This window comes from Aliiglaciecola sp. M165 (genome assembly GCF_007197995.1).
In the GTDB taxonomy this organism is placed as follows: Bacteria; Pseudomonadota; Gammaproteobacteria; order Enterobacterales; family Alteromonadaceae; genus Aliiglaciecola.
In genome coordinates, this window is the sequence record NZ_VKKH01000006.1 from 582,676 (window position 1) to 599,412 (window position 16,737).

The following is a 16,737-nucleotide window of genomic DNA, read 5'->3' on the forward strand; positions in this document are numbered from 1 at the left end:
TATCAGTATAACCATGCTTGGCGAGCAAAACCAAGGCCAATGTTGATTGATTCTAACGTGCGGTCCAACCGCCATCTATTACAAGGGTCTGGGCAGTAATGTTTCGCGCAGCATGACTGATTAAAAACGCTGCACTGTGCGCCAATTCATCCATTTCAATAAACGACTTTTTCGGCATGGGTTCTAGCATAATATGTTCGATGACTTCCTCTTCGCTAATACCATTTTCGATGGCCTGTGCAGCGATCTGTTGTTCAACTAATTGTGTTTTGACGTATGCCGGGCAAATGGTGTTAACCGTCACGTCAACGTCCCCGGTTTCTAATGCTAGGGTTTTTGCAAATCCCAGCAACCCGTGTTTTGCCGCGACATAGGCTGATTTGTAAGGGGATGCAACAAGGGAGTGCAGTGAGCCGATATTTATTATACGTCCGTAATTATTGCTGCGCATTTGAGGTAGAAACGCTTTAGCCAATAACGCCGGTCCGACGAGCATGATATTGATCAGCAGTTGCCATTTTTCCGCTGGAAAGGATTCAAGCTTTGAAACGTGTTGCACGCCAGCGCTGTTTATTAATACATCGACACGGTCGGGTAATATTGCGTTTGGGAGTTTTTCAATTTGCGCTGGGTCGCTGACATCCAGCTCGACTGCTCTGACTTTGAAGCCTTTGGCAACCAGTGATTCGGCTGCATCCGCAGCGGCCTTCATTTGAAGGTCAGCGATAATAATATAGTGCCCTTGTTGAGCTAGATATTGTGCAATGCCTAATCCAATACCCGAAGCACCGCCGGTTATAAATATTGTCTTTTCTGCCATAATTATTGCCCTTTACTTGCAGCCATTGCTTGGACGATGTTAGCAACCGCTTGAATTTGTTTGCCTTGCTTGGTTGCATAGTTCTCGTCAGTATAACCCCACCAATCCCAACATCCTTGAGGGTTGAGGGGAAGCATCATTGAGCTTGTTGTTTGTGGATAGAGCACGACAATTTGATTCGCCGCGGCCCAACGATTTAGTCCATTGCCCTCGATATATTGAGTTCCCACACTTTGCGCATTTTGATTACAGCCATGAAAATTAATGTGGATCTGACACTCACTACCTTGGGAACATGCTTCAGGAATAAAGGCATAACCTGTTTGGGCGAGGGTTTCTGCCGGTGATTTGCCAACGTGATGTTGGTCAAATTCAACTATGGCACCTCGATCATCAACCGCAGGTTTGTCTAATTCACCTAGTAAAAAAGTCAATAATTGTTCTGCCGCATCGTATTTGCAGTTTCCCAAAAAGGGCGCTTCTGATGCTGAGCATTCATGGCCTGAAGCCATTGTCGGGAAATGATGGGCAAAGGGTTTGTCTTGAATAAATTGAATATTCTGCGGCTCAACCCAAGCTGTATATTGCTCAAATAACGCCTGCGTAACCGGTGCAATCACGCGATTATCGAGGGAGCCGTGGAACAACCATACCCGGCTGGTTTTGAGATTTGAAAGTGCGTCAATCAGGCCCAATTTTTCGTATTCGATAGCTTTTTTATTCAAGCTTTCTAAAGGAATAGGTGTTTCGACTTTGTTTACACATTGGGTCAACGCAGTACCGATAGATGATTGTGCACAAAAATATGGACCCGCTGAAATGATGGCCGCCCCAGACACCCACTGTGAATGGGCGATATGGAATTGATTGGCCATAAAACCACCGCTAGATAGACCTGAAACAGTGATGTGCTCGATATCAATATTTAGCGGCGGCAACGGTTTTTTTGCATTGGCCTGGCTTATTAAAAAAACCAGTGCAAAACTACTCGTCAAGCATAGTGTTAAAATAATCCTTAGGCTGAAATTCATAGACACTCCATTATTCTTGTAAAAACGCTTCAATATGCTTTGCATGCTGTGAAACACCGCTAACGCCCTCTAAATGACCTAAAGGTCCTTCATATTCAATAATCGTTGAGACCTTTTTGTGCGCAATAAATTTTTGGTGGGTAGCGCGCGCGTGATAGGGCATAAGTAGCAAATCTTTGCTAGCCGGCAGAAAAAGCGATTTGGCTGTTACTTTGGCAATCGCCGAGTTGATATCATTTTGGTGCCCGGCGAGAAACAATTGGCAGGCTCTTACAAGGTAAAGCAAACTGTTTGCATCCATCGTTTTTGCACGTGATGCTGCGCGACTTCTCAGCCATTCAACAATACTGTGGTGCGTGTTTATGTCATTCAAAGGCCCAGTTTCGAGGGCGTTATAATCTAGTTGTTCTTTGCCAATCTGATTAAAAAACTCTGGTGTTAATGCGTTTTGCGTGATCAACATCAACGAAGCGGTAAGACCATCTAGCGGTGCATTTACAGATGAATAATTTCCATCATTCCATTTGCTGTCTAATTTTATCGGTGTGGCCCAGTGTTCGAGAAAGGCCGTCGTCCAAGCATCTGACTCGCTAGAACCAATCACGGAAATCATTCTTTCCACCCAGTTAGGGTACGTGACCGCCCAATCAATTGCCTGCATGGATCCCATAGACGGGCCAGCAACAGCATACAAATTTGTGATACCCAAAGACTCCAATACCAGCTTTTGCACATTGACAAAATCTCGGATAGTGACAACGGGGAAAGTCAATCCATAAGGTTTTCCTGTGTCGGGGTTGATCGAGGCTGGCCCGGTCGTTGTGACGTTCGGATCATATACATTTATATTGGCAAGGCTGTCTATACTGATAACAAAAAAACGGTCAGTATCTATGGCTTTGCCAGGGCCGATAATCGCATCCCAATAGCCGGCAGCGACATCATCGTGTTGGTATTTCCCCGCAGCATGGGAAGTGCCGGTAAAATAGTGAGTGATGAGAATGACATTGCTCTTGTCTTGATTAAGTTTTCCATAACTTTCCCAACCAACCGAGACATCAGCGATGGTTTTTCCGCCATAAGTGACAAAGTTTTTAGTTGAGAATACTCGTTTTTCAACAAGTTGCTGACACTGTGCACTGGTCACAAACAGCATTGCGAAAACAAAGAATCCTTTGACACAACTTTTTAGTTTCATCTTTTTCACCTTAGAACCAGCTAAATAGTGCAATTGCCAGGCATAAGCCTATCAACGGCACAACCACAGTCAGTGCGCCAACGGCCCAGTAAGCTCGTTGATGAGTTTCGTGACAGATTGCGCGGATCGTTGTTACCACATAGCCATTGTGGGGCAGTGAATCCAGTGCTCCTGATGAAATGGATACGATCCGATGTAGTTGCTCAGGATCAACACCTTGATCCATGTAATGAGGGCCAACAAGGGGCAGAGCGATGGCTTGCCCGCCTGACGCGGACCCTGTCAAACCGGCAATAACGCTAACCGCAATGGCGGCACCAATTAATTCGTTACCGGGAATTTGAGTCATCACTTCAACGGCTTGCTGAAAGGCAATTGTTGATTTGGCAATGGTGCCAAAACCGACAACCGCAGCGGTATTCCCTATGGCGATTAGTGCTCCAGTTGTGCCCAAGCTGATGGCATTGGACATATTATGAAAGTGTTTGAAATTGATAATCATCAGTGCCAATACACCACCACCCAAGGCAACTATTAGTGCCATTTGTTGCAATGATTCATGAAACGTAAACGACAGTACCAACACGATCAGCAAGGGGATCAAACCAGTAATAGGGTGGGGGTAATCACGTTCTGGTATTTCAGGATCATACTCTTTGTGTTCAAAAGTCTCACCTTGGGCAACGGCTTTATTGATCATTTTTTTGATCCACCAGAATCCCATCGTGGCCATGAAAATGGCGACCACCAAACTGACTTCCCATGCAGCGAAAGGAGAGGTACCCAAATATTTTATTGGGATCCAATTTTGGATCTCAGGTGATCCTGCAGACGTCATGGTGAAGGTGACTGAACCAAACGCCAGTGCAGCTGGAATAAAACGTCGGGGAAGGTTGGCGTCTTTAAACAGACTCAACGCCATGGGATAAACTGAAAACGCCACGACAAAAACGCTGACCCCACCATAGGTCAAAATTGCACAAGCCAAAACAACCGCTGGTACCGCGTGCTGCTTACCTAGACGATTAATTATTGCTCGCGCGACTGCGTCTGCCGCGCCCGTGTCTTCCATGAATTTGCCGAACAAACTGCCGAGCAAAAACATGAAAAACCATGACGCAACAAACCCGGAAAACCCTTGCATATAGGTTTCCACAAAGTTTGTCTCACCAATAAAAATGGGAAGCCCACTAGTCAATGCCACAACGAGCGCACACAAAGGGGCAGCGATAAAAAGATTCATCCCTCTAATGGTCAGAACAATTAACAGGAGCAAGCCGCCGATTAAACCGAAGAGACTTAGCATGTTGATTCCTTATTTGTATTTATGATACTTACTCTGCGACCACAGGAGACTGCATCATGTTGTTAGTGTTCAACTTTTTTGCGCAAAACAACATAGTACTATGGTACTAAGGTAAAACCTCACAAACTGATTTACATTAGGGTTACTGTGACCGCAGTTGGACTACACAAACCAAATACAATAACGAAGCTTGTGTAATAAAGGACACCCTATGAAAACCACGCACACACCTTTGAATATAGCGCTAAATAGAACTAAAACAGCTGCCTCAGTTGCCTTGACACTGAGTCTGATGTCTAGCCCGTCTTTTGTTTTCGCTCAGACCAGCTCTGGTGGGTTAGAAAAAATCGAAGTCACTGCACGTAAAACCGTCGAAACCTTGCAGGAAGTACCTATTTCTGTCACATCTGTCGGCGAGGCGAAACTCGATGAAATTGGTGCGGCAGTGATCACCGAAATTGCCCAGTTCTCACCCAATACAACTCTACAAACCAGCCGAGGAACAAACTCTACGCTTACGGCATTTATTCGCGGCGTAGGTCAGCAAGATCCTCTTTGGGGCTATGAACCTGGTGTTGGTATTTATATTGATGATGTCTATGTTGCCAGGCCTCAGGGCGCTGTGCTTGATTTGTTGAATGTGGAAAGAATCGAAGTGTTGCGAGGCCCGCAAGGCACGCTTTATGGCAAAAATACTATTGGTGGAGCGATAAAATATGTGACCAAGGCGATGACAGGTGACCCAACAGCGAATGTCCGAGCAACGGTGGGCAGCTATGGACAGCGAGACATCAAAGTCACAGGCCAATTTCCAATTATTGAAGACAAACTCTATATTGGTGCCGGATTCGCCAGCTTAAATCGTGATGGGTTTGGCACGTTCTTGCAATCTGCACTGCCAGATCAGGACACTGAAAACTACAACAAAGACGTCACTGCTGCGCGCATTACCCTCGAATTTCGACCCACTGAAGATGTGTTTTTCCGCTTTAATTGGGACAAAACCGACGATGAATCTAATTCAAAAGGTGGATTTCGACTCCTCCCCAGCTTGCTGACCGATGCTCCAGTACCTGATAGCGTCTATGACTCTTACACCAGTTTGCCGACTTACAACAAAGTTGAGATCGAAGGCATCAGTTTGATGGCAAATTGGGATGTTTCAGATACCTTCTCAGTCAAATATATCGGCTCTTCAAGGGAGAGCGATTCACCAACCAATATCGATTTTGATAATACTGCACTCGATATATTTGATGTGCCTGCATTTTATGATGATGAGAATATTACCCATGAATTGCAAGGGAATTACCGTAGTGACAACTTATCATTAGTCAGTGGCATTTATTATTATGACGGCGAGTCATGTGGCCAATTTGAAGCGATTCTTGGCTTCTTAGGACGCGCAGCGTTCCAAACGCCAGGGCTAACGCGGGAAGTCAGTGGTTGTAACAATAGCGAAAGTATTGCTGTTTATGCTCAAGCCTCTTTCGATCTAGCAGATAATTTGTCGATGACGCTTGGTGCCCGCTACACCGATGAAGAAAAGCAGGCTGACGTCTTTAATGGTCTTATTTTCGACAATGTTTATCCCACATCCGGCTGGATACCGGGTTACGTAAGGCCTGACGGTCAATTGGTGCCGCAAGTCTTGGGTACGGACACAGATGGAGATGATGTACTGGATGCACCAGCCAAACAAAGCTGGACGCGCTTTACACCTAGGGTAGGGCTCGAATACCAGGTGTCCAATGACATGATGGTCTTTGCCAGTTATTCTCAAGGGTTCAAATCAGGAACATTTAATCCCCGAGCCACACAAAACGAACCTGCTGCGGATCCTGAAATTGTCGACAGCTTTGAGGTCGGGATAAAAGCGGATTGGTCGGATCGGCTAAGAACCAATGTCACGCTGTTCTCGCTTGATCACAAAGATCGTCAATACATTTCGGTTTTACCTGGAGAATCGACTACCGATCTGAACCAATTCCTAGGTAATGTGGGCGAATCTAATGCCCAAGGTTTAGAAGCAGAAATCACCTATGCGGCATCAGACAATCTAACGTTTGATTTGGCCCTTGGTTTTATTGACGCAGAATTTGAAGAAGTCTTCGAACAAACGGTTGATGGCCCAATCAATATTGCCGATCGCTTCTCTGTTTCTAATACCCCAGAGACCACAGCAAACTTCGCAGTGAATTACATTATGCAAACGGGTAATGGCGATGTGGTGTTCAATGCCAATTATTATTATCGCGATGACTACAGCTTATTTGAACAAGACAATCTGCTCAACCAAGATGGTTACGGATTACTGAATTTGAGTATCGTTTGGTATAGCGATGATGGGCATTGGAACATTGGATTACATGGCAAAAATCTCACTGATGAAGAGTATTTGGTCGGCGGATATCAATTCGTGACGCCTGATCCTGAAGCGCCAAATGATATAAGCCGATACACGCCAGGTTTAGGCGGTGATAATACATTAATTGGCTACTATGGCGACCCGCGCACGATCCACTTATCGGTCGGTTATACGTTTTAATTCATTGTGTTGTTGTTTGGGCGGCTTGCCGCCCTTTTTTTTATTCTGTTATCCTGTCTAGATCCACCATTCATTTACAGTTAGGTTAGACATGTCATGTAAATCACTTATTGCTGATGATCATCCGCTTTTCCGGGTTGCTTTGCGTCAAGCAGTCAGCGCTTGTTTTGATGGTGATATCGCTGAATCCGCTGATTTACACCAAACCTTAGAGCAACTGCAACAGGATGACACCATTGAGCTGGTATTTTTGGATGTCAACATGCCTGGTAACGATGGGCTTTACGGTTTAAGCCAAATACGCTTAAAACACCCTGATGTGTTAGTGGTGATGGTGTCAGCGATTGAGCAGCCGGTGATGATACAAAAAGCATTGCAACTAGGTGCAGTCGGATTTATCCCTAAATCCAGCTCTCTGGACGTCATTCAACACGCAATAGACACCATTTTAGATGGGCAATCCTGGGTGCCAGAACACCTGCATTCACAATTTGATCAGGTCGTTGATTCAGAGCAATCAGCGTTTGCAAAGAATATCGAACAACTCACCCCGCAGCAGCTTGTGGTGTTAAAAATGATGGCGAATGGATTGCTAAACAAGCAGATCGCCTATGAGTTGGGCATTAAGGAGACCACCATTAAACAGCATGGCTCTGCAATTTTAAAAAAGCTAGGTTTGAATAATCGAACTCAGGCTGGCGTACTGTTTAAACAGTTAATGAACCAATAGCGCTCTAAGGGTACGTTTTAATGCGGCGCTTTTTAGCGGTTTAGGTAAATATTGTAGGTTGTTAAGCTGTGCAATAGCGCGAATTTCATCACTTCTTTCTGCAGTGTTTAATATTCCCGATAAAGTGCTACCAAATTTACTGCGCATCGCCTGACAAATATCAATTCCAGTCAGTTCACGATCCAAATGATAGTCGAGCAGCATCAAATCAATTGGCGTGGTCAATTTATCAATATCAGTAAGCGTGTTCGCAACCATCACAACTGCCCCCCAGCTTTCCAATAGTTGCTTCACGGCGTTTTGAGTGGCCAGGTCATTCTCTGCTAACAAGATATATTTACCGGTCAAGAACAAACCCGCTTTTTGTTTTTCTGAGATCTTCCGAACTTTGCTTGATTTTCCGCTTACCCGTTTGACTTCTACCGCAAATTGACTGCCTTTATGCTCTTCAGAATTTAGCAAAACAGGATGGCCAAGCAAGGATGAAATTTTATCAACTATCGTCAGGCCCAAACCTAACCCTTGATGTGATGTCGCATTGTCCAATTGCCTAAACTCGTCAAAAATCACTTTTTGGTTAGTGATTGAAATGCCTGTACCAGTATCCAAAACGCAAATTTTTACCGCATCAAAGGTCAATCTGCATCCAAGTAAAATCTTCCCCGTATCGGTATATCTAATTGCGTTGGATAACAGGTTTTGAACTAGTCGACGTAAAAGCTTTTTATCAGAATGGACTACAGCTCGTGATCTTACGTACGTGATCTTCAATCCTTTTTGCTCTGCAATAATGGAAAATTCTGCAAACAATGGCGCAAGCACATCATCCACTGCAAAATCTTCGTGTTTTGCCTTGAGTACGCCCGATTCTAATTTGGTCATGTCGAGCAACAAGGACAAAAGCTCTTCAGCGCTACTTAACGAATCATTCAAAGATTGGCTCAATTGACTGATTTCCTGGCTGGACGCCTGTTGTTGGATCAATTGGGCAAAAAGGCTTGCGGCATTAAGCGGTTGCATTAGGTCATGACCTGCTGCTGCCAAAAATTTAGTTTTACTTTCATTGGCTTTCTCTGCAACGGATTTTGCTTGTGCCAATGCTTGGTTGGATTCGTTTAACTGCTCAGTACGCTGTTCGACTCGTTGTTCCAGATCGGTTTTAGCGCTTTCTAGCGCATTTTGTATTTCGATATATTCGGTAATATCGCTATAGGTTGTGACAAATCCTCCCCCAGGCAAAGGGCTTCCATTTAACTCGATTACTTGTCCGTTAGGTTGCACACGCACGTATTTATATGGGCTACCTTGGCGCGTAAACTTTAGTCGCTTGTCTATTTCCTGCTTGCTATTCGAAGCGTCACCAAAAAGCTTTCTTTTTGCATTAAACTCTAGTATTTCCATCATTGACACGCCAGCACGGATAAAGTCCTCTGGATATTTGAACATCTCAACGTATTGCTGATTCCACGCTACCAGCTTCATGTCTGGATCCATGACACAAATCCCTTGCTTTATATGCTCTACGCTGGAGCGCAATATCTCCTGATTGAATTGAAAAGTTTGTGTTGCTTCTTCAACCCATTCTGCTATCTCAGGAAGTGTCTGTTGGTCTTTTTGTGCCAAAGCTGACACGAGTATTCTTGCGCTGGCACCACCGATTTTACCCGCCAAGCGGTTTTCGACGTTGGCAATGAATGCAGATGTGGCAAAAGGTGAACGATCGAATTCAGTCGCTTCCCGCTCAAGCAAAGATTGTTCTTCGTGGCTTAATACACTTTGTGTCAATGACAACAATTTTTCGGTGGGGATGCTGCCAGACAACAACGAAGGATGGCGGATTTGACGTAAGTGCGTTGTCCGTGCATTTTTCGGGCTTAACCAAGATACAGCGCAGACGCAAATTATGTTTGCAAACAGGCTGACAATGAATCCACGGCCAAGCTCAAAATCCGTTGGAATCGGATTAAAGTAATAGCTAGAAGTGATACTGGGCCACAATAGCAGCGCACACCAGCATACAAAGCCCACGAGCAATCCTGACAATACGGCCGTTTTACTCACATTTTGCCAATACAACCCGAGTAAAATCATGGGTAAGGTTTGCGCCAACAAAGACATGGCGATAATACCGCTGTTGACCAAAGGCGAGCCTGAACTAACATCTCTATGATAGAAATAAGCCACCGCTAAAACTGACAAAATGGTTAGTCGTCTTATTAATAAAATAGCGGATGGTGTTAAGCGACTTTGGTCTTTGTTCAATAGCGTCAGTTTTATCCATACCGGTGTTATCAGGCTATTAGAGATCATGATGGCCACGGCAAGTGTTGCGACCACTACCATACTTGTTGCCGCAGCAAATCCGCCTAGGAAACTGATTAGTGATATAAAAGCGTTACCCGCTTCCATTGGTAGTGCGAGGGCGTAAGTATCTGTTGATACGATCGATGGTTCGAACAGCATATGCCCAGCAAGACCAATGGGTAAAATAAAAATAGCCATACCGACAAGGTAAACAGGAAATGCCCATCTAGCCGTTTCAAGCTCTTGTGCCGACTTGTTTTCAACAAAATTCACGTGAAACTGCCTGGGTAAACAGAACATTGCGCATACGCCAAGAAGTATGTGGCTGATAAAGACGAACACTCCTGAATCAGCACGTAAAATCGTTTGTGCGTTGTCGGAGTTTTGCGCTTTTCCCAGTAAATCGAATATGCCGTCAAATAAAATGTAGCAAACGAAAATCCCCACGCTGGTAATGGCGATAATTTTAAACAGCGAAGCAAAGGCAATGGTTAACATCAAACCTGGCTTTTTTTCGAATGTATCGTACGAGCGTGCACCAAGAAATACGGCTAAAATTGCAAGAGTTAAGGTAACGATTAGACTGGCAAGTCCGGACTGCTGCCCGGTAATTAACGCAACGTTATGTGACACCGAATCCAATTGCAGGGCTACATAAGGGATCACGCCGACAAAACACAACAAAGTAACCAATGCCATTAACGAATAGGATTGTTGATATTGGAAGCCGACAAAATCGGCAAGGGAGCTGATGTTATTGTCGCGACACAAGCGCGCAATATGCTGCAAAGCCTTATACCCGAATAACATAACTAAAATCACACCGAGATAGGTTGGTACAAAGCCCCATCCGTATTGTGTGGCCTGGGTGGTTGTGCCAAAAAACGCCCAGGACGTGCAATGTACTCCCAACGCCAATGAATAGAGCACTGGGTGAGGTTTAGATTTAGATAAATATTTGTCGCCCAAAAATCCCAGAATAAATAGGAAAATGAGATAACAAAACAGTGCGGCCCATATAACCGTTATGCTAAACATTTACGCAATAAAAGCTCTATCCTGTTGATTTTGAAGCCTACTTTACAGGCCTGAGGGCAATATGCAAAGCAGTGAAATGAAAGGTTTAATAAAGAAAAACCTAATTCAATAAAAAAACTAGGGAATTGCCCCTTGAAGCCAATAAAACAAACCCCATTAATACCGGCAATTAGAAAACTCATTTAGTTATATCAGAGCGATGGAGTAGGGCATGAGTAAAGACCAACAGCCAAACGAAGCAACGGAACAAGATAATCTTGACACCGAACAACCTGAGCAGGTTGAAGAAGTAAATCAAGCACAGGACACTGAACTGACAGAAGAGCAACAACTGATTGCTGAACTGCAAGCTTCTTTGTTAAAGGCTGAAGCTACTGTTGTGGAGCAAAAAGACTCCGTACTTAGAGCGAAAGCAGAAATGGAAAATGCCCGACGCCGAGCTGAAGGCGAGGTGGAAAAAGCGAGAAAATTTGCCTTAGAGCGTTTTGCTGGTGAGTTGCTTCCGGTTGCAGACAATTTGGAGAGGGCCTTACAACTTGCTGATCCAGATAACGAAGCAATTAAACCCATGATGGAAGGGGTTGACATCACACTTAAATCTTTCGTTTCAACCATCGAAAAATTTGGATTAAAAGTGATAGACCCACAAGGCGAGAGTTTTAATCCAGAGTTGCATCAAGCCATGTCAATGCAAGAAAGTGCAGACGTAGCGCCAAATACCGTTTTGGCAGTCATGCAAAAAGGTTACGAGATTAATGGTCGTTTATTAAGACCTGCAATGGTAATGGTTTCACGCGCGGCTGAAGGCGGCGTAGACGTAGAAGCCTAAAAAAACAGTTTTTTTGGGGTGTTTTTTTCATTCTGATGTTGAAAAAAGTCAGAATAACCCCACAAAAGGTACAGACTTAGTTTTAAAGAATTATTGGAGACACGCTAATGGGTAAGATCATTGGTATCGACTTAGGTACAACAAATTCATGTGTCGCGGTTTTGGAAGGCGACAAGGTTAAAGTTATTGAAAATGCTGAAGGGGATCGCACAACTCCTTCTATCATCGCGTTTAGTAACGACGGTGAAACGTTGGTCGGTGCGCCGGCGAAACGCCAGGCAGTGACTAACCCGCAAAATACTTTGTATGCGATCAAACGTTTAATCGGTCGTCGTTGGGAAGATAAAGAAGTCCAGCGCGACATTGACATTATGCCGTTTGCAATCACCAAAGCAGACAACGGTGACGCTTGGGTTGAGGTGAAAGGCGAGAAAATGGCGCCTCCTCAAATCTCTGCTGAAGTCCTCAAGAAAATGAAGAAGACTGCAGAAGATTACTTGGGTGAGCCGGTAACAGAAGCGGTTATTACGGTTCCTGCATACTTCAACGATTCACAACGCCAAGCCACTAAAGACGCGGGTAAAATCGCTGGTTTAGAAGTGAAACGTATTATCAACGAACCTACAGCTGCTGCCCTTGCTTACGGCATGGACAAGAAAAAAGGTGACAACGTTGTTGCGGTTTACGATTTAGGTGGTGGTACCTTTGATATTTCAATCATTGAGATTGATGAAGTAGAAGGCGAGCACACCTTTGAAGTCCTAGCAACAAACGGTGACACGCACCTAGGTGGTGAAGATTTTGATAACCGCGTGATTAATTATTTGGTAGACGAGTTCAAGAAAGATCAAGGCGTAGACTTACGTAAAGATCCCCTTGCGATGCAGCGTCTAAAAGAAGCCGGTGAGAAAGCGAAGATTGAATTGTCATCTGCGCAACAAACGGAAGTTAACCTTCCATATATCACAGCTGATGCATCTGGTCCTAAACACCTTACTATTAAAGTGACTCGTGCAAAATTGGAATCGCTAGTTGAAGACATGGTAAAAGCGACGCTTGAACCTGTTAAACAAGCTCTTGCTGATTCAGATCTATCTGTTGGAGACATCAACGATATCATTTTGGTTGGTGGTCAAACACGTATGCCTCTGGTTCAGAAGTACGTAACTGAGTTCTTTGGAAAAGAGCCGCGTAAAGATGTTAACCCAGATGAAGCAGTTGCCTCAGGTGCGGCTATTCAAGGTGGTGTTTTGGCCGGTGATGTTACTGACGTATTGCTACTAGACGTAACACCTTTGTCATTGGGTATCGAAACCATGGGTGGCGTGATGACAGCGTTGATCGAGAAGAACTCTACGATCCCAACGAAGAAATCACAGACTTTCTCTACAGCGGAAGACAATCAATCTGCTGTAACGGTTCACGTACTGCAAGGTGAGCGTAAGCAAGCTCAAGGTAACAAGTCGTTAGGTCAATTTAACCTTGAAGGTATTCGCCCTGCACAACGCGGTGTGCCTCAGATTGAAGTAACCTTTGATATCGATGCTGATGGTATTTTGCATGTATCTGCTAAAGATAAAGATACTGGCAAAGAGCAGAAGATTACGATTCAGGCTTCTTCTGGTTTGAGTGAGTCTGAAATCGAGCAAATGGTGGCTGATGCAGAAGCAAACAAAGATGCTGATGCTAAGTTTGAAGAAATGGTTCAAACCCGCAACCAAGCTGACGGTCTAATCCACGGTACTAAGAAACAAGTGGAAGAAGCAGGTGATGATTTGCCAGCAGAAGACAAAGCCTCTATTGAAGCGGCGATAGAAGCGTTGGAAACAGCGGTTAAAAGCGAAGACAAAGCTGAAATCGAAGCTAAAACTCAGGAGCTAATTCAAGCGTCTGCCAAATTGATGGAAATTGCTCAAGCTAAAGCAGCAACTGAAGGTGCAGCTCAAGGTGCTGAGCAACCTACTGGCGAACAAGCATCTCAAGATGATGATGTTGTCGATGCTGAGTTTGAAGAAGTCAAAGACGACAAAAAATAAGCCGATGTTTGGCCCTGTTTAGGCAGGTTATGTTAGTCACAGGGCGCAGAAGTTTTACTTACTGCGCCCTTTGAATGTTCAGAATAGGTTAAGTTCAAGCACAGTGAACTGGTGTTTGGCATCAAATAGGATAATCAAGCAATATGTCGAAGCGAGACTATTATGAAGTGCTTGGAGTGAGCAAAACTGCTGACGAGCGTGAAATTAAAAAGGCTTATAAACGCCTCGCGATGAAATATCACCCTGATCGAACTAAGGGTGATAAAGCTATGGAAGAAAAATTCAAGGAAGTGCAAGAAGCCCATGAAATCCTGACTGATGATCAAAAACGTGCAGCTTATGATCAGTACGGCCATGCTGGCGTAGATCCAAACCGAGGTGGCGCTGGTTTTGGCGGCGGTGCAGATTTTGGTGATATTTTTGGTGACGTTTTTGGTGATATCTTTGGTGGTGGAGGAGGCCGTGGTGGTCGTCAATCTCGTGCTCGCCAAGGCTCTGACTTACGTTACAACTTAGAGCTTTCTCTTGAAGAGGCTGTGCGCGGTAAAAATGTAGAAATTCGCGTTCCGACCTTGGTGGCCTGCGAACCCTGTGATGGTTCTGGCGCAAAACCGGGCAGTAAGCCCACCACTTGCCCAACCTGTCACGGAAATGGTCAAGTGCAAATGCGTCAGGGGTTTTTTGCCGTCCAGCAAACCTGTCCAACCTGTTCTGGTCGCGGAAAAATTATTTCCGATCCTTGTCGTGAATGTCACGGCCAAGGAAGAAAAGAAAAGAGCAAAACCCTATCTGTTAAAGTTCCAGCAGGTGTGGATACCGGGGATCGCATTCGTTTAACCGGCGAAGGTGAAGCAGGAGAGAATGGTGCGCCTCCAGGTGATCTTTACGTGCAGGTGCATGTCAAAGAGCACAATATATTCACTCGCGATAGCAATAATTTGTACTGCGAAGTGCCGCTTAGCTTTACCCGCGCAGCCTTGGGGGGAGAAATTGAAGTCCCAACGTTAGACGGTAAAGTGAAATTGAAAATTACCCCTGAAACGCAAACGGGTAAGATGTTTAGATTGCGTGGAAAAGGTGTGAAATCAGTACGCAGTGGCAGTGTTGGTGACTTGATGTGCAGAGTCGTTGTAGAAACTCCTGTCAATCTCAACGCCAAGCAACGCGAATTGCTCGAAGAGCTTGATAAATCTATGGGCAAAGGCGATGAGGCCGCGAAATATCGTCCTAAAGAGAAAGGTTTCTTCGATGGCGTGAAGAAATTTTTTGATGATTTGACTGGTTAAAGTTCTACTCATTGTGACTAGTCCTGAAATAGGTTGACACTTATTTCACATTAAAGCGCTCGATGAACTTCATCGGGCGTTTTGTATTTTAAGGCCAGATGCGGCCTTCTTTGATTATATATCTGTATTGATTCTTCCACCATCTTCTTAGCATCCTCTAAGTTATTTGGTCTATTGAGAAGATATTCACCTTTGAGAATACCATTGACTCGCTCAGCTAATGGATTTTGATAACAGTCATATCCGTCTGTCATGGAGCACTGCACATCATATTTGGAATGGAGCTGCTGGTACTCTCTGGAACAATACTGAAGACCTCTATCGGAGTGATGAACGAGTTGACCATTTTTCAGGCGTTGCTTGAGTGCTCTTCTAAAAGCCTGCTTTACTGAGTGAGTTTTCATGTTGTCATCAACCTGATNCTTCTTAGCATCCTCTAAGTTATTTGGTCTATTGAGAAGATATTCACCTTTGAGAATACCATTGACTCGCTCAGCTAATGCATTTTGATAACAGTCATATCCGTCTGTCATGGAGCACTGCACATCATATTTTGAATGGAGCTGCTGGTACTCTCTGGAACAATACTGAAGACCTCTATCGGAGTGATGAACGAGTTGACCATTTTTCAGGCGTTGCTTGAGTGCTCTTCTAAAAGACTGCTTTACTGAGTGAGTTTTCATGTTGTCATCAACCTGATACCCGACAATCTTGCGTGAATATGCATCCGTCACAAGACTGACATAAGCCTCGCCATTGCGAGTCGGCAAATAAGTGATATCGGCTACCCATAGTTGCTCTGGTTGCGTCGCTGTGTATCCTGCTTTGAGTANATTTTGATAACAGTCATATCCGTCTGTCATGGAGCACTGCACATCATATTTGGAATGGAGCTGCTGGTACTCTCTGGAACAATACTGAAGACCTCTATCGGAGTGATGAACGAGTTGACCATTTTTCAGGCGTTGCTTGAGTGCTCTTCTAAAAGCCTGCTTTACTGAGTGAGTTTTCATGTTGTCATCAACCTGATACCCGACAATCTTGCGTGAATATGCATCCGTCACAAGACTGACATAAGCCTCGCCATTGCGAGTCGGTAAATAAGTGATATCGGCTACCCATAGTTGCTCTGGTTGCGTCGCTGTGTATCCTGCTTTGAGTAGATTAGGATGACAATGGAAACGATGGTGGCTTTGTGTAGTGCGATGATAAGCACGCTTGGTCGATACCAGCATACGTTGTTCGCCAAGCAGCCGGAACAAATGGTCACGACCAATGAACATCTGCTTTAACGCCATAAGGTATTTTAGTTTTCGTGTACCGATACGCGGTTGAACCATGCGCTCTGTGCGCACAAAATCAATGACTTGTGCCTCATGTTCATCACGCCGTAATTGTGTCACCCATTGCTGATAGTACGCTTGGCGAGAGATGTGTAAATAGCTGCAAGCTTGGGTGACAGACAATCCCGGTATCACCTTTTCCTGGATGACTTGCCTTTGCGCTTTTTTACAACGCGTACTCCATGGTCTTTTTCCAATACGTTCACGACCGCTTCGAAAAAATCTGCTTTCATTTTTGTATCGGCTAGCTGCTTCTCAAGCTCTTTGA

General features: G+C 44.6%; 10 protein-coding genes and 2 pseudogenes. 5 read left to right on the forward strand and 7 right to left on the reverse strand.

Features of this window, described 5'->3' with window-relative positions:
• Nucleotides 1–52: 52 nt before the first annotated feature.
• From FM019_RS14505 to FM019_RS14520, 4 genes are read right to left on the reverse strand one after another with little or no spacing between them, the layout of a single operon-like run.
• Nucleotides 53–820, reverse strand: coding sequence for a 3-hydroxybutyrate dehydrogenase (locus tag FM019_RS14505; RefSeq protein ID WP_143836652.1), 768 nt, complete (start codon nt 818–820; stop codon nt 53–55).
• 2 nt (nt 821–822) lie between these two features.
• Nucleotides 823–1,851: a PHB depolymerase family esterase gene (locus FM019_RS14510; protein WP_143836653.1), complete on the reverse strand. Its 1,029-nt coding sequence runs from the start codon at nt 1,849–1,851 to the stop codon at nt 823–825.
• A gap of 10 nt (nt 1,852–1,861) precedes the next feature.
• Nucleotides 1,862–3,049, reverse strand: a complete 1,188-nt coding sequence (locus FM019_RS14515; protein ID WP_143836654.1) for a homoserine O-acetyltransferase — start codon at nt 3,047–3,049, stop codon at nt 1,862–1,864.
• A 10-nt stretch (nt 3,050–3,059) separates the two neighbouring features.
• The gene (locus FM019_RS14520) at nt 3,060–4,355 is read right to left on the reverse strand and encodes a GntP family permease (protein WP_143836655.1); all 1,296 of its coding nucleotides are present in this window, start codon (nt 4,353–4,355) and stop codon (nt 3,060–3,062) included.
• A gap of 211 nt (nt 4,356–4,566) precedes the next feature.
• On the opposite strand from FM019_RS14520, the gene FM019_RS14525 reads away from it, so the two are divergent.
• Entirely contained in the window at nt 4,567–6,903 is a 2,337-nt protein-coding gene (locus FM019_RS14525) for a TonB-dependent receptor (protein ID WP_143836656.1), read from the forward strand.
• Nucleotides 6,904–6,994: 91 nt separating this feature from the next.
• Entirely contained in the window at nt 6,995–7,633 is a 639-nt protein-coding gene (locus FM019_RS14530) for a response regulator (RefSeq protein ID WP_143836657.1), read from the forward strand.
• Here the strand turns inward: FM019_RS14530 and FM019_RS14535 are convergent.
• Complete coding sequence (locus FM019_RS14535) at nt 7,619–10,975, reverse strand: PAS-domain containing protein (RefSeq protein WP_143836658.1); 3,357 nt, start codon at nt 10,973–10,975, stop codon at nt 7,619–7,621. The genes FM019_RS14530 and FM019_RS14535 overlap by 15 nt on opposite strands.
• Before the next feature lie 211 nt (nt 10,976–11,186).
• On the opposite strand from FM019_RS14535, the gene grpE reads away from it, so the two are divergent.
• The 3 genes from grpE to dnaJ all read left to right on the forward strand — a co-directional run bounded on the left by grpE (nt 11,187) and on the right by dnaJ (nt 15,126).
• Nucleotides 11,187–11,804 carry a nucleotide exchange factor GrpE gene (gene grpE, locus FM019_RS14540; protein ID WP_143836659.1) on the forward strand — a complete coding sequence of 206 codons (618 nt, stop codon included), beginning with the start codon at nt 11,187–11,189 and terminating at the stop codon, nt 11,802–11,804.
• Between the two features lie 107 nt (nt 11,805–11,911).
• Nucleotides 11,912–13,840 (forward strand): molecular chaperone DnaK, encoded by a 1,929-nt coding sequence (gene dnaK, locus FM019_RS14545; protein WP_143836660.1) that lies wholly within the window; start codon nt 11,912–11,914, stop codon nt 13,838–13,840.
• 143 nt (nt 13,841–13,983) lie between these two features.
• Nucleotides 13,984–15,126 carry a molecular chaperone DnaJ gene (dnaJ, locus tag FM019_RS14550; protein ID WP_143836661.1) on the forward strand — a complete coding sequence of 381 codons (1,143 nt, stop codon included), beginning with the start codon at nt 13,984–13,986 and terminating at the stop codon, nt 15,124–15,126.
• 50 nt (nt 15,127–15,176) lie between these two features.
• Here the strand turns inward: dnaJ and FM019_RS21140 are convergent.
• Both FM019_RS21140 and FM019_RS21145 read right to left on the reverse strand, forming a co-directional pair.
• Nucleotides 15,177–15,941 (reverse strand): annotated as a pseudogene (locus FM019_RS21140) (IS3 family transposase); the annotation flags it as partial.
• Between the two features lie 75 nt (nt 15,942–16,016).
• A pseudogene (locus FM019_RS21145) lies at nt 16,017–16,667 on the reverse strand (IS3 family transposase); the annotation flags it as partial.
• Nucleotides 16,668–16,737: the final 70 nt, after the last annotated feature.